The sequence below is a fragment of the Mycoplasmopsis adleri genome (assembly GCF_045276205.1).
Classification (GTDB): Bacteria; Bacillota_I; Bacilli_A; order Mycoplasmatales; family Metamycoplasmataceae; genus Mycoplasmopsis; species Mycoplasmopsis adleri.
Map to the genome: position 1 here is coordinate 1008410 of NZ_CP174162.1, position 20869 is coordinate 1029278.

Genomic DNA, 20869 nt, shown 5'->3' on the forward strand with positions numbered 1-20869 from the left:
TCATTTCCTTAAATATTGGTAGATTTTTAGATGCTTTTAATAAAGCTTCAATAACTTCATCTTCGTTAGTTATTGAGTTAATTCATCCATCGTTTTTAGAGCTTGTTAATTTTAGTTTTTAGATCTTTAATCCATATATCAAATTAGTTAAAACTAAGTCATAATCTTTTAGCGTATATTTCATAATTCTCCTATAAAACAGTATGATATTGTAATTTTCTAACTTGAAATCATATATATAAATCGTATTAATAATTGCCAAGCATTTTATTATCATCATAATAAATTAATATAAAGACAAAATATTCAAAAAATGCCCTTTATCTATGATTAAATAAAAACTGAAGAAAGTAATAAAATTTATTTATAAATAAATTAGAAGGTAAATATGAAAAAAAGTAAAAAGTTTATATTATTATCACCAATAATTAGTGTTGTCTTATTTGTTCCTTTAATTTCTACAAAATGTTCTTCCACAACTAATGAAAATGTTGTAGAAGATAATAAAGAAATTAATAAATTGCTCAATGATTATCTTAATAAGTTAAATGAATTTAAACTCAAATGTGATAAATTAAAAGATAAGTCAATATATAGTGAGATATATTCAAAATATATCAACATTTATAATTCTTTAGTTAATGAATCAAGAGAAAATTGGACTATAAATGATTACGAAACTAAATATAATAATGTAAATCAGTTTATGATAAGTTTAGATAATGATGTGCAACATATTAACGAAACTAAAGACATGGAACTTAATGAAGCTAAAAATAAATATAGTAATTTAAAAGTTGAATTACTAAATAAAGTTAATGAACACTCTTCTAATATTTATTCTTCTTTAATTTCTAAAGAAGTTATTAAACAAATTAATTCTATAGCTTCAGCAGTTGATAACTCCGATAATAAAGATGAATATGTTAAAGCTTATAATCAACTTCTTGAATTAAAAACACAGTTTGAAAAAGACTTAAACATTATTCAACAATATAGTTCTGAATATCAAAAAGCAAAACAATTAATTGAAACTTATTTTGGCGATCCTAAATATCTTGAACTAAAGAATAATCAAACAAAAGAATTAGAAAAGATTAATAATTTTGATTATTCTGCTATCTCTAATTTTCAAACTGCTATAAGTAAACTTGATACATTTATGAAACAATTAGAATCAATTAAAAATGATTTCGATAAACAAATTGTTGTGAAACTATACAATCAATATTTAGCATTAAAAAATGATGTTATTAGTCAAATCAATTCTCTTTTTGGAGAAACAAAATATAAAGATTTAAAAGATATATAAATTCCAATTTTAAAAGTCCTAATTTTGCGTAAAATCAAAAATGTTACAAAAATTATAAATTATTACCAAGAAAAGCTTTAAAATCCTAAAAAAATTTAAACGAAAATACCAAGTTTTGTAAAAAACTTGAGTTTTTTGCTTACTTTTTTCCAAAAAAGTAAGTGCCTTTTTGTCAAACTTTTTAGCACATAAAAAGTTTGGATTAGAAGCGAATGCTTCTCTTGTAATTATTTATAAAATCCATAACAGGAGTCAAATCTTGACCGTAGTAAGGGTCTATAGACTTGCCTTTTTTAAAATACCGTCTTAATAACCTGTGGCAGTTTTCGATAGAGCCTTTTTCTCCCGAACAATATGGGTGACATTTATATATTTGCTTAATACCTGGCACTTCATCTAGTTTCGCATTTTCACTACCATTATCTATGGTTAGCGAATCTATTGTCAAGTTATATTTTTGCATTAGGTATATCAGCCCATCTCTAACACCAGTGCTAGTCCGCCGTACCATATGAAAATAGAAGCGTCTAGTCTTTCTATTAATTAGCGTTACGAAACAACATTGATCAGTTTTTGAACCAATAACAGTATCTAATTCATAATCATTATCTCTAAGTCTTTCATTGATTTCTGTGCTGCGTTGATCAATGCTAACTCCAATCTTTTTAAGCTTTCGACTGTCTCTTTTTGGGGGTCGTTTTTGTTTAATTCCTTTGGTGGATAAATTGACCAAAATGCCTATTTCAAGGTCTTTAAAGACTCTTTGTGATATCAAATTATATACCATAGATTTTGAAGGTTTATAGCTGTTTGGATACTTTTCTTCAAATCTTCTTAATATTTCGTTAGCGCTTAGCTTAGGCGTTCTTTTTGCTAAATCTTTATTATTTCTATTTTGGGTATAATCATCAAAAAGCTCTGTTCAAAAATTTCTAAAATCTTGATATTGTTCTATTTTCTTTTTTGAATATGCTATTCTTTTACTTTTATCAAAATTAGCAGGAAGTGTTTAAAAATGTAGGGTTGAACCTTTAAGAAAAAAGGAAAAGCAAGATCGTAAGGTCTTGTTTTTTTATCGTTTTGTTAGTTAAAAAAATTAGTTAGTTAAAAGAATAAAAAAACGAGGGAAGAACCCCCTCGAAGAACACTAAATATATTATACAAGAAATGTTCTTCCTTCGTTTAAAAAATTTTTAATTTGTTAGGAGACATTTTATGGGTAAATTTAGTGAACTTCATTTATTAGAACAAGAAGCTAGATTAAACAATGATTATAGTGAACTGGATAAATTTTGAAGAGAACAGAAATGAAAGGAAAATTATGATAAAAAAATCTATGACAAGTTAGATGAAAAATTGATTGAGGTGATACTAAAATCAAAAATAGTTATTGGTGAAAGTTATTATCAAAAGCTAAAAACAAATAAGGTATTACTTGAAATATTTATAGTGCTAAAAACATTAGGCAAAAAAGGAATTAAAACTTCTGATTTGATAGCTTTCGGTTTTAAAAAAACAAGTATCAAAAATGCTATTAAAAAACTACTTAATTTAGGAATTTTAGATTCAAAAATTTATAAAGAATTTAGATTGTTAAAATTAAGAAAAAAAGTCCTTAAAAAACCTAAAGAAAGTTTTTGAATTTTGAAGAAAAAAGATACTTGAAAAATCTTTTTGCTTTATGGTTTAGATGCAGCTATTATGTATGTGATTAATAGCTTCAAAAGTAAGGTTTATAAGTGAGATAAAAAATTGCATTCAGTCCCTACAAGACGAAGGGTAATTTTGCAGAATGCTTACTATAAAAATTTAAACATTTCGGATACAAAAATTTACTTATTGAATAAAATGATTTGTAATTATTTTTTAGTTCGTTATAGAGAAATGTTTGGAATTATTCATAAACGAAAAACTAAATTTATAACGGTTAAAAGTAAGAAAGAAAAACTTATTCATAAATTTATTGGTTATGAATTTAAAACTTTACGTTATTTGTTAATGCAAATTTAATTAGATTTAAAACTTTTTTAAAACGGTAATAAATGATTTAGTAGTAGAGTGGTTAATACGCTTCCCTGTCACGGAAGAGATCGCGGGTTCAATTCCTGTCTAAATCGCCATATGGATTAAGTTCAAAAAAAATTGCTGTTTTAAAAACTAATTGAATTTTATGTTTTGATAATGATTTTGGCACTATGTGTCTATTTTAGTTTTAAGTTGATGAAAAAAATAATAAATTTGTAATTAAGTAATGTTGTTAAGGACAAAATTATTAATTTAAATTATTAACGGTAATAAATATTTATTACCGTGAATCATTGCATATGATGGGGGAAAGTAGTGTTTAAAGTAGAAACAAAGTTTAATTTCATAACTCCTAATACTTCATACAAAACAGGATTAGGAAACGAACATAATTTTAAAAACTGAGTTAACTCTGGAATGGTAGTTGAATATATTACTAGAAAAGATAAATGCGTTGTTTTTAATAATGATGAAAATAACTATGATGCTATGAATTTAATGATGAACAAAGAAGAAAAAATTGCTTGATATCGTTCACATTTAAAAATTAATCAAAATAGCGAACAATCTGGTCTTTATAACTTATTAGACACTGAACCCAATGATGTAGAACTTGGAAAAGTTAAAAATGATTTAAAAAATTTGAAAGGTAATTTTTGAGAATTAATTGTTAATCCTGGTGATTTGGGACTTGATAATAATATTTTATGTAAAGATAAATGACATGAAGTATTACAAGAAAACTTTAAGCGATTTTTAAAAGCTAATAACTTTGATATAGATAATGTTAATGTTTATTATTCAATCCATGGAAATACTAATTATCCTCATGTGCATATGTTTTGATATGAAAAAGAACCTAAGCATAAAAGAGCAAAATTAGACTTAAATTCTATAAATGTATTCGGATATAAAGTTGGTTTGTCAATTAAATATGATGAAGATTATCAAAAGATAAATGAACTTACTAAAGAAATTTGAGATACTAGAAAACAAATTACAGAAACTATAAGTAAACATTTTCAAAATAATATTAAAACTGATAATAACAAAAATTTATATGGTGAATTTATTAAAGCATCTAAAAATATTCTCGATGAAATAAATAATAAAAAGAATATTTCATATATGCGTTTATCTGATGAAAACAAAGAAAACATTGAAATTATTAAGAAATTTTTACTAAATTCTGATAATGATTACTCTAAGCTGTTTAATTCATATCAAAAGCAAATTGAAAATTTAAACAAATTGGATATAGAAGATAAATTTCTTAAAGAACGAATTAATAAAATTATTGAAAAAGAAATGGACGATTTTCAAAAACAAGTTGGAAACAAAATTATTAAATCATTATTAAAGGCTTATGAAGAAACTAATAAAAAAGCCTTTAGCAATATTAAAGGTTTTGGAAATTTTTTTAGATCGTTTATGAATATATTTGGTTTAAACCGTTCTGAACTTGCATTAAGAAATTTAGCAGAAAGAGAATTCTTAGCTAAAGATATGAAAGAACTAGAAATGATAGAAGATGTATATCGTAGTAGATTACATTAGAGGTAATTATGGATGATGAAAGAATTTCAAAAGGTAAAATAGTTGGAAAAACATTGCTTTCTATTATAGCTAGTGTATTTTTGTTCTTTGTTTTTGCTTTTATTATTAATATTTTGATAGGCAAAAACAAAAGTCCAACAAATTATCAATTGTTTTGAAAATCTACAGTTAATGTAATGAAAACAAAAACTAATATTTTTATTTACACTGGTATAGGAATTGTGATTTTTACTTTTGGTTTTATTTTTTGGCCTCAAATTAAATCATTAGGTAAAAAAATATCAAACTATTTATTGGGTGCCAAAGCTAGCCAAAATTGACTATGAAATTATCGATTAAATGAAGGTTCTAAAAGTAAATACAATAAATTATTTAGAAAAATGATTACTAATAAAACTGAAGCTAATTGATTATTTACTTTTAGTAAAAGTCAAAAATATTGATATATAAATGATAAAGATGATAATGCAATAGTTAATGGTCCGCCTGGCTCTGGTAAAACACATAGAGTAATTTTGCCTAATATAGAATTTATGGCTCAGCTTGATTATTATAAAAAACCTCATTTGATTATTAGTGATCCTAAAAAAGAAATTATTAAGTTTACAGGTAAACTTTTAGAAGAAAATAATTACAAAATTTATACAATTGATTTTAGTGAACCAAAATTATCTTTAAAGTGAAATCCATTATCTTATGCCTGAGATTTAGTTAAAAATGATAATAAATTTAAAGATTTAACTATGGAAGATAGAATCAATAAAGCTTTAGAAGTAATTAATAATGTTATTGAAAGTCTTAATTGAGGTAAGGCTACGAATGGTAATATGTGAATTAGCCAAGGCAAAAAATCTTTAATTGTTATCGCTAACTTTCTTTTATTTTTAGCACTTGATGATAAAAATTTAATTCATAAGGATAACTTTAATTTTGAAACTATTGCTTCTTTATTAAATACTTCTCATTGAGAAAATGATAAGAAAATTTCTAGTTGAATTCTTTATGCTAAAAAACGTGCTCTTGTTGATAATGATTATTATTGAAAGAAAATTTATAACAATATTGAAGATTTATCTAAAACTCCTAAAGAAACTTTTGGTGGCATATTAGCCGAAGCACAAAGTGTTTTAAACGTTTTTAATAATGATGAAAATTTAAAAATGATTTTAAGAGATACTGATAGTTTTGATTTAGTCAATATTGCTTCTGATACGAAACCTTTTGCTATATTTATACATTATCCAGATCATAAACCTACTTCTCATTTTTTAGTCAGCATGTTAGTAGAACAAATTTATCAAGCTTTGATTGAAACTGCTAATAAAACGGATACACTCAAATTAGATAGAAAAGCATTCTTTTTACTTGATGAATTTGGAAATTTACCAGTAGTTGTAAATTTTGATAATAAATTAACTATTTGTCGTTCTAGAAATATATTTTTTATGTTAGTTGTTCAAGATTACAATCAAATTAAAAAATATAACATTTATGGAGAGGGAACAGCACAAGTTATTAAAAATAGTTGTCAAGTAGTATATTTTTTAGCTTCTAATGATGAACAAACACTTAATGATATTTCAAAAGCTTTAGGAACTAAAGAAGTTGTTGCTAAAAGTTATACTTCTTCAAATACAAATAATAATTCTAGTTCTACTGAGAGTGAAAAATCTAAACCTGTAATGGAAGTAGCAGAATTAAAATCTAAAAAACCAGATGATTTAATAATTATTAAAAATGGATATAAGCCAATTTTAATTAAAACTTTATTAGCTTATAAATATTTTTCTAATGATAACTATGTATATACAAAAAATGAAAGTAAATTAATTAGAAATGCAGATTTTGAATTATTTGATATTCGTAGCTTAGAAAAAATAATTCGAATTAATGCAGCTGAAGAAAAACAAAATAATCAAAATAAACAAATTGATACCAATAATAATGAAAATAATGGTTTAACTGAAGCACAAAAAATTAAACGTATGAAAATAGTTTTTGGTAAGTTAAAACTTTGATATGAATATCAGAATACTAAAAATGATCATATGCGAACCTTAATTCCTCATAAGAAAAATATACTTAAAGGTAAATTAGATCGAATATTTTCTGAAATGTGAGATCAATATGTTAATGATGATTTAGAAAATGATTTGATTAATATTCTTTGAGCTGAAGCTAAAGAAAAACAAATTCCTAATTATCATGACTTAGATGCAGATACTTTAATTGATTTATTACATCCAGATCAAAAATTACAAATTAATAAAAATGATAAGACTAAGACATAGTTTTATCAGAAAGGAAAAATTATGCAAGAAATTAAAAACAATAAATTTGATGAAACTTTATTAAGTGAAGAATCAAAACAAAAATTAGATCAAGATTTAAAACAAAATGGGATTAAAAGCATTTATTTAAAACCTTATTTAGACACTTTAAAAAAACTTGATCCTATTAAATTTGAAGATAATCAAAAAATAAGTATTCAAGAATTAAAAGATGCTTTAAGAAATAAAGGAGATAAATAATGATTAATTTTAAATATGATGATATTTCTTATTTAACTCAATATGCCGATTTATTAGAAAATGACCAAGATGTTTTAAATCAATTTAATTACTGATTAAAGGTAATTAATGATAATGAATTACAAAATCATTATAAAAATGAAGTTATTAAGATTAATAACAATATGCCAAATGTGCATGATGATATAAATCAAAAAATATGTTGAAATTTACTTGGCGGTGATACTAATATTGAAAATTTAAAACAATATAACGTATTGTTAAAAACACTTGGAAATGAAGATGTATGAAATCAAAGTGATCAAAACTTAAAATATGGTATGAGTGATTTTATGTCAGAAAATAATTACGCTTTAAAAGAAGATATGCTAGAAATCATTGATCAAGATTTTAAAGAAAATGGAATAAATAGCCAATATATTTATTCATTTAATTCATCTAGTGCCTTAAATAATGAATATGGAGATTATGTATATATTGATCCATATTTACATATGCATAATAAAGATATTAAGGATATTGAAGAAGAATACATTGAAAATTTAGCTTCTTTAAAATTAGATGAAATCATTGATTTAAATAATAAAGAAAGTATTGATGCAAATAATAATGAATATCAAATAACTTTTTTTGGTTTTTTCAATAGTGATAATGAAGAATCAAAAGAAGAAACCAATGCTAATTCATTAAAAAGATAAGAGGTATTTATGGCTAAATGATTTTATCGTTTGAGAGGAAGTAATACTACTGGTAAGAATGCAAAAAGTTTCCCTTGTGGTTCAGCTTATCAATATGATAAAGCTATGGAAATAGCAAAAGAAGTCATTGATAAGAAACAATATAAAGAAGTTCAAATTGAACGTATTCAAATTATCAAAATTGTTAGAAACGAAGGTGATAAAGGAGGTGATAAGAATTACTAAGCAAATCAAAATGCTTTTACCTTTTTGATTAACTTGGAAAAGTTTTATCTGATATTTTATTTTCTTAATTATTATTTGATTATTTTGCGGAATGTATGTTTTTGGAGCAAAAATATCAGTAGAAAAAAGATATGAAGCATTAAACAATTTAATATTGCTTTATATATTATATGTGCAATATTACTAAGTAGCCTTATTTATCCTTATATTTGAGTTAGAAAAAGGCGAAAATTCATTAAATCTATTAGTTAGTATTATAATTTTAGTGTATTAAATTTTAAATAAGGAAAAAATATGAAAAAAAATAAAATTTGATTAGGTTTTGGTTCTGCTTTAACTATTTCGATTTTACCATTAACTACTATGAGTTGTGATTGGTGAAATAAGACTTTTAACCCAAATAATAAAGTAGAAAATCCTAAATTTCCTAATCCTAATAAACCTAATGGAAATAATCCTGATGAAGATAATAAACCTCTTAAAAAAGATGGCTATGTCTTATATAAATCTACTAATGAAAATTATTTAAAGAAAAATAATAATTATTATTTTAAAGAATTAACTTATAAACCTGTTAAATTAACTAATGAAGTTTATAACAATCAGGGATGAAAAAATTATCGTCCTAGAATGTGAATGGCATTAAAAGAAGCGGATAATTTACTTGCTAAATTTCAGGCTTTAGGAGTTTATTTAACTGATAAAGAATATACTAATGATTTTGAAAGTGCCGTAGGCATTTGAAATATTATTAGAACTTTTGCTAATAGTGATGCTACAAAGCACGGAATTAGTGAAGGCGGGCATTTTGAAGCTAGAGATGATGAGACAAAATATGAAGCACTAATGCGGTTTTTAAATGAAATGGATGATTATTTAAATCCATCTATGGCATTTAATAGCCTTTATCGTAGTGAAGATTATTTTAATTACAAAGTAATTCCAGAAATTCAAAATGATAAGAACTGATTAAAAACTAAGCTTATTTATTCTGCTTCTACTGAAATGCCTTCTTCTTATATTAGAAATAATTATTTAAATTCTTTATTAGAAAAAATTAAAAAAGATGGTAAAGATCCTTTTGTTTTTAATTTATTAAAGCAATATACTTACGCTATGGAAAATGGGTGAAATGAAGCAAATGATGCTAGAAATTGATTTATAGCTCCTTATTCTTTTGGTTCTAATGAGTTTATAAATAATAAATTTCCTAATGAACAATTTAATATGTATACCCATAAAAAGGGATTAGATGAAACTGATAATAACCAATCTTATAATAACTATAATCCTGTGGCTTTTTCTTTTCATCAAATGAGTAGATTTTATTTATCAGAAAGATTAAATTTTGAAGTTTATAAAAATTTAATTAAATGATTTAAGGCTTTTAATAGATTAAATCCAGAAAATAAAAATAAATGAAGTGAAATTGAAGATAAATCTAAATTAGAAAATGCTTCAATTAATTTAGTAAAAACATTAATCAAATATTTAGATTGGCATCATTTATTGCTTGGCGAATTTGAAGATCCTAGTGATAAAAAAAATACCTTAGCTGATTTATTTGCTATGAAAGCATTTGATGATAATAAAATTGATTTTGAATATACTTATAGATTTGCTTATGAATTTTTATATGAAAAATTAGTTCCTACAATGATTGCTAATGATTGAGTGATGCCACATGAATTTAATAGTTTTGAAAAAGATATGTTAGATACTAATTCAAAAGATTCTTATATTTATGATTACATCTTTAAATATTTAAATGTTATTTTTAAAGATAAATTCCCTGATATAAACTTATTAGAAAAACGTAAAACTTATTTAAACATTACAAATAAAGATTTTTGAAAACAAAAATTTTTAGATAATGTTTTAAAACACTGAAATTATCAATTTAAAATAAATGTTAAAACCAATGAATTTTAACATAGTGCACGTGTGCGTATATTAATATCACGCGGGCAAACAAAAACAAAACTAACTAACTAATAGAAAAAACTAACAATTTTAACGAATTGTTTATTTCTATTAGTTTTTTTATTACTTTAAAACTTTATTGTGTTAGCACGCGTAAGCACGTGTGCATATATTAATAGGCACATGCTCGAACGTGCGCATGAAAGGAAAATATGAAAATCAATGATAAAAGTTTTAGTTTTTTAGGAGATTTTAGCGAAACAGTAATGAGAGGTATTTTTATTGCCTTAATTCCTGTAGCTATTATCGTTTTAATTGGGATGATACTTTGAGCCAGAAGCCAAAATGCCGCTACAAAGAATCCTAATGAAAGAAAACAAAATAATTTAAAGGTATGAGGTGCTTTATCTGCACTTATTATCATTATTGTTATGTGACCATTAATTGAACTTATTAAATCTAATGTTAAAAAACCTAGTGGTTCTGGAGCAGCACAAAGTTCTTTAATCAATCAAGTAATACAAAATGCTTTAATGCTTAAATTACCTAAACTAAATTTAATGGTATAAGATGAAATTAATACAAGCAATAATAAATCCAATTATTAATGCTGTTTCTGCTCCAATTAGATTAGCAATATTTGCACCATTAGCAACAATTGGATTGATTGGTTTTACTTTATTTAGTTTAATATTCATTTTATTTAAATTGTTTAGTTTAAATCTTAATAATTACTTAATGTTTAATTTAGTTCCAGGCCAAAGCTATAGTCAATTTGCTACAGCTAGACCTTGATATCAATTTTTAATTATTAGTTTTATTCTTTGACTTATTAATTTTTTCTTTTTCATTTTTAGATATGCTAAAGAAACAAATGGAGCCAAAGCTAAAGAAATATATGTTAGTGCTTTAAAGGCTACGGTAGGAGGCATTTTAACACTTATATTATTTCAAGTGATTATTTTATTTATTAATATTTTATTCATTGAAATAACTAAAGCTATTTTTAATGGAGCTACTAATTCTTCTTTAGGTTTTGATAATATAGCAAATAATATTATTAGAAATATGATTCCATCAAAAGGATTTAATCCTAAACATTATACAGATCCTTTTATTGGTGGGATATTCCCTAATCTTTATTGGGTGTATACATTTCCTCTTTGATGAGATATACACGCTAATATTGTGGGGTATGCTTTTTCTACTGGTATTTCTATTGCTCTTGTAGGAATATTAATTTCTATACCTTTAATTTTTGTTATGTTTGATATTGTTTCAAGAGTTTTTATTAACTGATTATTATTTATTTCTTTTCCATTTATTCCGGCTTTTGGAATTAATGATGGTGGAAAGAAAATGAGAATATGAAAAGAAAAATATTTTGGTAATTTATTAGCTTGTTCAGTTTATGGATTGGGGCTTATGATGTTAGGTGCTTTTATTGGTTTATCTAACACGTTTATAAATTCACAAATAAATAATATTTTAGGTTCATTTTCTATTGTTGCTAGTGGTTATCAAGCTATATTTACTTTAATTTCTATAGTTATTTTAGTATTAGGTTCTTGTTTTGCATTCAAAAAATTATCAGAAATAGCAATTGCATTTATAGGTAGCGAAGTAAGTGGTGGTCAAAGCGCTAAGGCTGGTATGAATATAGCTAAAATGGGAGCTAAGGCAGCAAAAGCTAAGGCTACTGGTGGAGCAAGTTTAATTACTTCCGCCCTTAAATAAATAAGGAGATAATATGACACAATTACAGCCGAGTAGAATAAAAAATCGAAGTAGTAAAGTTTGAAAGAAATTTAAAACTAGAGATGTTATTGAATTTACCGTTATTCTTATATCTTCGTTTTTTATTAGTTTTGGTTTAAGTAAATTAGTAAATGTTAGATTAATCTTTTTTGCCTTTTGAGTTCCTACTTTTATTTTAGGTTTAATACTTATTTTGCCTAATCGTAAAAATAACTGTAAAGTTTATATTCTCATATGAAGAATGTTTGTATTTTGAACGACACCAAAACATTATTCTAAAAATAAGGATAAAAATATGCGTGAAAGCATTGATTTAAATCCTTATTCTTGTTTAGTTAATGAATATACTATTAAAAATAAAAACGCTAAAATTAGTTTTTATAATCCTAAAAATGATAGAGAAAATTATTTATCTGTTTTTAAACTTAATGGAATTAATATTTGAAACGAAGATGAATTTACTCGTGATTCTTTCATTGATGCTTTTGCTAAAAGTTTAAATAATGTTCCTTATAAAATTTCGTTTGTTAAGCTTGAAGAAAAAGTTAATTATGATGAAAATATAAAATATATTCAAACAAAAGAAAATAAATTACATAATGATTCATTTTGGAATGACTATTACAAATTAAACAAAAATGATTTTTCTAAATTAAACACAGAAGCTTTACAAAATAATTACTATTTAATTGTTAATGGTGATTCTTTATCTGGATTAAGTGAAGCATTAGAAATTATTATTGATAAATTTAATGATAATGGGATTGGTTTGGAAAGATTAGAAAAAGTTAAATTACTAAACTTTTTATCTAAACTAAATATGTTTAATATTGATAATTTACAAATTGAAAGTTATTGTAATGAATTAGAAGCTAAATATAATAATGAAAATTCTTTGGATGAATTATTTATTTATGATAAAGTCATTATTAAAAATGATCATTTAATGATAAATAATGAACTAGTAAAAGTTAGCTGTTTAAATACTTTACCATTTGAATTAAATGATAAATGAATAAAAATATTGTTTTCTATTCAAGGAACTTGTGTATGAAATAATTTCCCTCTATCTGATGATTTTGCTAATAAAAAATTAGATAAATCAATTCTCGCTTCTATTGACACTACTAATGCAGTAGGAAGTCCTGTTTCTAATATGGTCGGGTCTATTGACGAACAAGCTACAACTGAAATGGCTTTGCAAGTAAATAGAGACGATTACAAACTTTTTGATAGTAATTTCTTTTTTGTGATTAAAGATCAAGATATAGCCAATTTAAATAATAAATATCGAATTGCTAAAAATATAGCAAGCAAAAAGAATATTACACTTAATGATTTGAGATATCGTCAATTATTAGCTTGATCTGAAGTATGTAATTATCCATTTGAAAGATTAGACCAAGAATATTATCAAATTACTTCGATTAACTTAGCTTTAGGTTGACCTTTTGAAAGTGAAACCCATAATGATAACAATAATTTATTATTAGGTTTTACAGAGAACACTAGAACACCTATTAGTTTTAGATTATTTGATATGTATCATTCAAATCGAACTAATTTTAATATGTTTGTTAACGGAACTAGTGGTATGGGCAAAACTACTTTTACTAAAAAATTATTAACTTCTATTTTAGCTGCTAATAATAAAGTTGTAGTTATTGACCCACAAGGTGAATATACTGATATAGCTACAAAATTAAATGGACAAATTATCGATTTAGGAGCAGGTAAAAATACTATTATTAATCCTTTACAAGTTAGAAATACTTTAAAAGATTCAATTAAAAATGATGTAGTTTCTTTAATTAATAATCATTTATCTTGATTAGAAAGTTTTTTTAAAACACTTTTAAATTTAGAATCTCATCGTTGAATTTTGCTTCAAAATGTAATTAAAGATTTCTATAAAGAAAATAAAATATATGAACTTAATGATATTGAGCATTTAAAGGCTTCTAAATGGCCTACAATGAGTGAGTTGATAAAATATATGTCTAAATACAAAACTAATCATTTAAATAACCCTATGGCTAAAAAGGCTATTTTAGATGAATTAGTAGAGAACTTAACTTTTTCATTTGAAAATGATGGAAGATATCAAGATTTATTTAATGGACATTCTAATATTAAGCTTGATAATGATTTTGTAGTGTTTAATACACAAAATCTTATTAATGGTGCTGATAATACAGGTGCAAAATTAGGAACAATGTGTTTATTAAATTTTGTTAGCGAAATTGTTTTTAATAATTGAATGAATAATGAAATATTAAAACGAGAATATATTGCTAAAAATAATATTCACTTAATGAATGCTAAACAAATTGAAGATACTATTAAATTTTGTGCTGTTATAGTAGATGAAGCACATTTATACGTTGATCCTGATAATCCTTCGATTTTAAAATATATGGTTTCAAATGACTAAAACAGTTCGGAAATTTAATGCAGGTATGATTTTTACTACTCAAAATCCAGGTGATTTTACCATTACTAGTTCTACAGTCGAAGATGCTTCTAGAATTATTCAAAACTCTCAATATTCAGTATTTTTTGGGCTTAAAGATACTGATATAGAAAAAGTTCAAACTTTATTTAAAAATTCTAATCAATTATTAAATAGTGAAATTAGATATTTGACTAATCATAAAAAAGGAAGATGTTTGTTTAATATTAGTTCAAATAAACGTATTAGAGTAAATATTTATTATAACCAAATTGAACAAGAGATGTTTTTTACTTATGCATCAGACTAGCACGCGTAGGCACGTGTGCATATATTAATAGGCACACGTTCGAACGTGCGCATGAAAGGAAATTATGAAAAAGAAAAATAAAATTAGTGATAAAACTATCGAAACATTATTACCATCAAAAGAAAGATTGCAAGAACTCGAAAAAGAAAAGGAAGTTAATGATTTCATTGATGGTATTAATTTAAGTGGAGATAACCAAATAGATAATATTATGAATTCTTTAAACACAGAAGAAGCTAAAGAAAAAGAAATGACTAAAAAAGAAAAATTGAGAGATAAAACACAAAGTGCTTATGATGCTCAATTTTCCGGTCGTTTTACTGAAGCTGAAGATGTAGGAATGTTTTACCGCTGAAAAAAAGAAATTGAAAAGAATGGCAAAACAGTTTATAAAGAAATAAATAATATTATTCGGAGCTATTTATTAGCAAATGAGAAAAAAGAAATAATGCGTGAATGGAAACATGATTTATTTCAAGCTTTAAGAAAAGTAAGTTGGTCAGCTTTAAGTCCATATCAATTACAAATAAATCGAAGATTTAGAAGTATGGATATTGAATTGTCGATTATTAACTTAAAGCTTAATATGATTATTAACGCTTTATTTAAGAGCAATGATGAATTAGAAAAAGAAATAGATAATCCTAGTTCTGAAATACTTACTGAATCTAAATTCTTTGAAAAAACAATTAGAGGTGCGGTAAATAAACTATCTCAAGATTGAACTAAAAAAATAGCTAAGAAAATTCAAAATGGCGAACGTGCTTGAAATGATTTTTTAGCTAGTTTAAGTGAAAATGAATTTGATGATATTTTGGAAGAAATAGGAGCTACTAATTCTACTGCTCAAGAACAAATTGAAGAAAAATAAGTTTAGCACGCGTAGACACGTGTGCATATATTAATAGGCACACGCTCGAGCGTGTGCAAGACAAAAAAGGATTTATTATGACTTATGATTTTGAATATTCTTTATTTTGTGATTATTGTGGTGAAGAAGAATGTGAAACTAAAATAACTTGTTATTACAAAAATAAGGAGGATCAATTTTTTTATGTAAGAGATTGTGATCCTATTTCATTTAGAAATAAAAAAATACCATTAAAAATTAGAAAGGTTTTAAACAATGATATATAAATGTTGCTTTTGCAAAAAACAAATTAATAATGAGCAATATTTTTTAGATACAAAAGAAGGTATTTTAAAATTTTGCTCTGCTGAATGTGAAACACATTATATAAAACTAAATTACTAAGGAGAAAAACTATGAATAAAGTTATATTAAGTGGTCGAGTAGTTAATGACGATTTTAAATTATTTGAATCAGAAAAAGGAGCGTCTTTAACTTTTAAAGTTGCTTTAATTGAAAAAAGTAAAAATACTAATTTCGTTGAAATTGTATGTTTTAACAAAATAGCTATGAATATTTCTAAGTATATTAAAAAAGGAGATTTATTAGAAATAGAAGGTAAGTTAAATAATTCTAAATATATTGACAAAAATGATGAAACAATTTACAAAACAGAGATAGTAGCAAAAAATATTACTTTCTCTGTAAAAGCTAAAAAGAATAAAAATTTAATTAATAATGAAATAGAAAATGAAGAAAATAATGACTTTAACGAATTTGGCTTTAAAACAATTCAAGATGAATAAAAATAAAAAATTATTAATAGTTGGAAGTTTAAGTTTAGTTTCAGCTTCTTTATTTTCTATAAGTAGTAGTGTTTCATATTCAAAAAGAGAAAGTACTACAAATAAAAACTTCAATAATTTAAACAATTACAAATTTTTATATAAATTTACTGAACAAAATTTAAAAATGGATTATAAAATAAGAACTTTAACAAAAACAGAAAATAAAACATTAAATTATTATGATGCAAAGATTAAAAAAAATGATTCTTGAGGCATAAATAGACATATAGCTGTTGGCAGAACAAAAGGATACTCAAATGGTTATTATACATCTAGCAATGAAATATTAAAACATCGCCCTTTTGTTGGTTTTTCAAATGCTGATAATCATTTAAATATGAATTTATCATACAAAACAGGAACATCAATGATTGATTATGAAAGTATGATAAATAAAGTTGATAAATGAGGTTGACTATATAAAAATGGTACATATTCAATTAAAGAAGACTATATGTCAGATACAAGTTTAGAAGATAATATTTTTAATTTAAATAAAAATTTATTTGATAACGGTTATTATTCCTTTTTAGAAAAAAAACATAGAATCAATTTTATTAATTCTAATTTTGATTCTGTGTTTAATGAAGCTATAAAACTTGATAACGGTAAGGGTTTTGAGTTTAAATATGCATTCAAAGATGGGCATTTTAATTGATATAATTATTATGTAGCTTATATGAAAAATTTTAATATCAGTTATGAAAAAGAAGCTTATTTAAAATATATAGATAATCGTTTTTATAATACAAATATTAAAACAAACCGAATTATAGATTTATTTAAAGAATTAAAAACTTTCTGTAATGAATCAAATATTAATAATGATATTGAGAATATATGCAATGGTAAAAAATGGATTGAAATTGAAAGTGATTCAATGGGCAACATTAATACAAAAATTGATACCTTAGTTTTTAAAAATGGAATTTCTAATATTGAAAAATTGAATATTTTATTCAACAAAATATTTACAAAAAAAATAAATAATTTCAATTTTGAATATAAATATGTGCCATTAATAAAACCTGATAATAAAATTGATATTTCAATTCAATTATTAAAAGTAATTGATGTTGCAAATTCAAATATGGATATGATTATTAATTTAAAAGATTTCGATGAAGATAAAGAACATAATAACTTAAAAAGAAGTTTAAAAGAAACTTTTAATTCTATTACAAATGATAAAGAAATTCTTTGACAACAAGCCTTTAGTTTTCTTTTTCAAATAACAAAAGAAAAACAAATAGTATTGAGAGAAAAAGAAACAGTCAAATTTGTAGAGAGTGATATATACAAAAAATATTCATCAGATTCACTGAAAGCTAAATTGCAAATTACAAAATCAAAAGTTCCAAACAACTACAAATTATCAGATTTAAATTCAAACACTAATTATTATGATGATAAGAAGGAAAGTGTTTTTTTAAGGAAGATGAACCAATTAAATTACCTGATAATGAAGATGATCCAGATAAAGATAAAGAATGATATGGCGGAAAATGATTAATTCATGGACCAATTGATATAAATTACCGGAGCTCAAAAAGTGAAAATGAGATTATAACTGTTAATGGTCAAAAAATAGATGTATTGAATTTAGAATTCAACAAAAAATTAATTGATAATAGAAAAAATATCAAAGATGATTCAAGAATAGGATTACAAGAAGGATTAGATAAAGATAAATTTAATAGTACTAATTCAGTAGCTAAAAATGAATATGTTATTGAAATTAAACAATTTGCGGTTGGAACTAACAATACAGGAGAGCCAATTAAAAGATATAAAGTTATTTATAAAATAGTTGAAAAACCAACAAATCAAATATTTAAATATTATGGATGAGATCCAGATAAAAATCCACATCAAAAAGAATTAATTACTAAATATATTTTAGATTCAAAAGGTGAAATAAAAAATGATAAAGATGGTAATCCTATAAAAAATCCTAAATATGATCCATTATTAGATCCAACAACAGGAACCAAAAAACAAATAATTTGAATTAATAATTCTTCATTATCTAAAAAAATTAAAGAAAAATTATCTTTTGTTTATCCTTGTTTGCCTAACGGAAATAAAATTTTAGATTATGGAATAATTGCAGAAGCTTCTGTTTTAGGAATGGGTGCTTTAAGAAATATATCAATTGATAAAGACATACAACAAGCTTCTGGAACAAAATATTGAAAGTGTAAAATTGGAGATTTTAGAATTAATAATGATCAAACTAAAACTTTAGAATGAACAAAAGAAAATGATATTCAATTAACAGAAATACCCTTAACTAATGGAACTTCAGAATTTAGTTATATGTCTGAGGAGGGACTATGAATTGTATTCACTGATATCGATTCTAGTATATCTAACGTACAATTAGTTTTAATTGATAAGAATAATAAACCAGAAAACTTTTTTACAGATGAAATAAGACATGCAAAAGATAATCACGGAATAGAATTAATTAATAAATTTAATAAATTTTGAAATTCTACAAATGCAATAAGTGAAGCTTTTTACAATTATTTATATTGAGAGGATAATATATCTAAAGAAGAAGCTCAAAAATTAAGCTATGAGTCTTTACTAGAAAAATATCAAAGATTTGTTACATGAAGTCAAAGATATGATCTGCCTGATATAATTCCTGCTGAAATACAAAATATTGATTTATTTAGTGATTCATTTATGAAATGAAATAAATTAAATAATTTAAATGGAAATACAAATACAGAGCGTATAGAAAAAACAATTATTGATTATATTGAATTTAATTTAAAACAATCTGCAAAACTTAGTGAATATTTTCCATATCAAAATGAGTGATGAAAAGTTAGTTCGAATAATTGATTTATAGAAGAATGAGCTGATCAAAATTCAAAAGCTAATTGATTAAAACAAGCGGCTGAGGTTTATATTTTTAATACTAAAGAACAAAAAGAATACAAAGGAATTAATTTTACTCTTAGAGGAAATGGCAAAATAGCAAACCAAAAAAGAAACTTTAATATTAGAAATGAAGCTTGACATAAATATGATAAAGAAATTGATTTATCAAAATTAGATATAAAAGATAGCTTTGAATTTAAATTAGATAAAAAAGAATTTGAACTGCCAAATAAAACAATAGATGAAGTTGATGCTGATTATAGAAAAGCAATTGAACAAAAAATTAAAGAACTAATTATTGAAGAATTAAATAACTATTATGTTAAACACAATATTGAAATGTGATTAGATAAAGATGTTGAATTACGTAATATTGAAGGAATTGTATCACAACTCATTAGAGGCAAAGCTTTAAATAAAGCAGTTGAAGCTGAGATAAAAGGTATTAATGCAAATTTATTAAATGTTAAAAAAATAAGTTTTAAAAATTTAGGTGATGGTGGAAAGTTTAATTTAAAAAATTTAAGCCATGTGTTTCTTGAAGATAAACTAATACTTAAAGAAACACAACCCAACCAAATAATTCAAAAGGTACAAAATTTTATAGAAGAAAAAGCTAAACAGCTTAATTTAAAATATGAACAGGATTATCAAATATATTGTATTGATATTGTAGCTTATTGGTATGAACTTGTGCAAGCTTATGATGATCCTAGAATTAATAAAAACCCAGAATTTAAAAAGCAGCTTTTAAAAAGCCTAAAATTCATTAATGACTATAAAACAATAGTTATCGATAATAATATAATTAATATTGAATTTGAACCAACAGACAAAATTTTAAAAAATAAACTTATTAAGTATTATGAAAAGATTAAAAATGAAATTAAAGATGATATTTTTAATAGAAATTTAAATCTTAATTTATTTGAAAAATGAGTTGTAATAATGCCAACAAAAAACACTGAAGGATTTGCGCAGCTTAAAGTATTTAATAAAGTTGAAAAAGATTATGATCCATCTATTGATGATCCATGAGTTAAACCAATAGAAAAGAAAAACAATCCAGATGATAAACAAAATAGGTTAAAATCTATTAGCAAAAAATGATGATTTCCTTTAGTTATGGTTATTAGTATTATTGGTTTATTAATAGGAGCAATATTCTTAACTAAAACTTTATTAAGAAAATATGGATGAAGTTTTGGTAAAAGAGCTAGACATAATAAAAATAAAAAATGTGAAAAAGCTATAGTTAAACGCAAACAATTTTTAAAAAAAGAGCATAACAAAAATCAAAAAGAACTAGAAAAAAAGAAAAATATACTTAAAAATTAAGAAAAATAAAAAAATATTTTTTTCTATGGTATTATAATTTTAATTAGCTTATGATGATTTGTATAAGTAATCGAACGGTAGATATGCTTATACATTATGAGAATCTACTTATACGACTTAAGCTGTAGTCCGTCTTAAAAAGAGGTT

Annotated in this window: 18 protein-coding genes and 1 tRNA gene; 18 read left to right on the forward strand and 1 reads right to left on the reverse strand. The window is 24.0% G+C overall.

What is annotated here, in order from left to right; all coding sequences use genetic code 4:
- The first annotated feature begins 388 nt into the window (after positions 1-388).
- A complete protein-coding gene (locus ACJA22_RS04265; protein ID WP_406617021.1) occupies positions 389-1312 on the forward strand; it encodes a hypothetical protein in 924 nt (307 codons plus the stop codon).
- 202 nt (positions 1313-1514) lie between these two features.
- Here ACJA22_RS04265 and ACJA22_RS04270 read toward each other — a convergent pair whose 3' ends face one another.
- Complete coding sequence (locus ACJA22_RS04270; protein ID WP_406617577.1) at positions 1515-2288, reverse strand: IS30 family transposase; 774 nt, start codon at positions 2286-2288, stop codon at positions 1515-1517.
- A 239-nt stretch (positions 2289-2527) separates the two neighbouring features.
- Between ACJA22_RS04270 and ACJA22_RS04275 the strand changes: the two genes are divergently transcribed.
- The 17 genes from ACJA22_RS04275 to ACJA22_RS04355 all read left to right on the forward strand — a co-directional run bounded on the left by ACJA22_RS04275 (position 2528) and on the right by ACJA22_RS04355 (position 20722).
- Positions 2528-3322 (forward strand): MAGa4850 family ICE element protein, encoded by a 795-nt coding sequence (locus ACJA22_RS04275; protein ID WP_406617022.1) that lies wholly within the window; start codon positions 2528-2530, stop codon positions 3320-3322.
- 34 nt (positions 3323-3356) lie between these two features.
- Positions 3357-3432, forward strand: a tRNA-Asp gene (locus tag ACJA22_RS04280).
- Between the two features lie 220 nt (positions 3433-3652).
- A complete protein-coding gene (locus ACJA22_RS04285) occupies positions 3653-4894 on the forward strand; it encodes a hypothetical protein (protein ID WP_406617023.1) in 1242 nt (413 codons plus the stop codon).
- Positions 4895-4902: 8 nt separating this feature from the next.
- Positions 4903-7185 (forward strand): type IV secretory system conjugative DNA transfer family protein, encoded by a 2283-nt coding sequence (locus tag ACJA22_RS04290; protein ID WP_406617024.1) that lies wholly within the window; start codon positions 4903-4905, stop codon positions 7183-7185.
- A gap of 21 nt (positions 7186-7206) precedes the next feature.
- Entirely contained in the window at positions 7207-7425 is a 219-nt protein-coding gene (locus tag ACJA22_RS04295; RefSeq protein ID WP_406617025.1) for a nuclease PIN, read from the forward strand.
- Positions 7425-8123, forward strand: a complete 699-nt coding sequence (locus tag ACJA22_RS04300) for an Mbov_0392 family ICE element protein (RefSeq protein WP_406617026.1) — start codon at positions 7425-7427, stop codon at positions 8121-8123. Before ACJA22_RS04295 ends, ACJA22_RS04300 begins: the two co-directional genes overlap by 1 nt.
- Before the next feature lie 9 nt (positions 8124-8132).
- Positions 8133-8348, forward strand: a complete 216-nt coding sequence (locus ACJA22_RS04305; protein ID WP_254735168.1) for a hypothetical protein — start codon at positions 8133-8135, stop codon at positions 8346-8348.
- Between the two features lie 294 nt (positions 8349-8642).
- A complete protein-coding gene (locus ACJA22_RS04310; RefSeq protein ID WP_406617027.1) occupies positions 8643-10280 on the forward strand; it encodes a CDS14 family ICE transfer lipoprotein in 1638 nt (545 codons plus the stop codon).
- 203 nt (positions 10281-10483) lie between these two features.
- Positions 10484-10840: an Mbov_0395 family pilin-like conjugal transfer protein gene (locus ACJA22_RS04315; protein WP_406617028.1), complete on the forward strand. Its 357-nt coding sequence runs from the start codon at positions 10484-10486 to the stop codon at positions 10838-10840.
- Between the two features lies 1 nt (position 10841).
- Positions 10842-12008 carry an Mbov_0396 family ICE element transmembrane protein gene (locus tag ACJA22_RS04320; RefSeq protein WP_406617029.1) on the forward strand — a complete coding sequence of 389 codons (1167 nt, stop codon included), beginning with the start codon at positions 10842-10844 and terminating at the stop codon, positions 12006-12008.
- Between the two features lie 13 nt (positions 12009-12021).
- Positions 12022-14463, forward strand: a complete 2442-nt coding sequence (locus ACJA22_RS04325) for an Mbov_0397 family ICE element conjugal transfer ATPase (protein WP_406617031.1) — start codon at positions 12022-12024, stop codon at positions 14461-14463.
- On the forward strand, positions 14456-14791 hold the full coding sequence (locus tag ACJA22_RS04330; RefSeq protein ID WP_406617032.1) for a hypothetical protein: 336 nt from the start codon (positions 14456-14458) through the stop codon (positions 14789-14791). Before ACJA22_RS04325 ends, ACJA22_RS04330 begins: the two co-directional genes overlap by 8 nt.
- Before the next feature lie 64 nt (positions 14792-14855).
- Positions 14856-15662, forward strand: coding sequence for an Mbov_0398 family ICE element protein (locus ACJA22_RS04335; protein ID WP_406617033.1), 807 nt, complete (start codon positions 14856-14858; stop codon positions 15660-15662).
- A gap of 77 nt (positions 15663-15739) precedes the next feature.
- Positions 15740-15928: a hypothetical protein gene (locus ACJA22_RS04340; RefSeq protein WP_406617034.1), complete on the forward strand. Its 189-nt coding sequence runs from the start codon at positions 15740-15742 to the stop codon at positions 15926-15928.
- 129 nt (positions 15929-16057) lie between these two features.
- On the forward strand, positions 16058-16447 hold the full coding sequence (locus ACJA22_RS04345) for a single-stranded DNA-binding protein (protein WP_406617035.1): 390 nt from the start codon (positions 16058-16060) through the stop codon (positions 16445-16447).
- A complete protein-coding gene (locus ACJA22_RS04350; RefSeq protein ID WP_406617036.1) occupies positions 16404-18002 on the forward strand; it encodes a hypothetical protein in 1599 nt (532 codons plus the stop codon). Before ACJA22_RS04345 ends, ACJA22_RS04350 begins: the two co-directional genes overlap by 44 nt.
- Positions 17942-20722: an Mbov_0399 family ICE element protein gene (locus ACJA22_RS04355; protein WP_406617578.1), complete on the forward strand. Its 2781-nt coding sequence runs from the start codon at positions 17942-17944 to the stop codon at positions 20720-20722. The genes ACJA22_RS04350 and ACJA22_RS04355 overlap by 61 nt, the downstream gene beginning before the upstream one ends.
- Positions 20723-20869 lie beyond the last annotated feature (147 nt).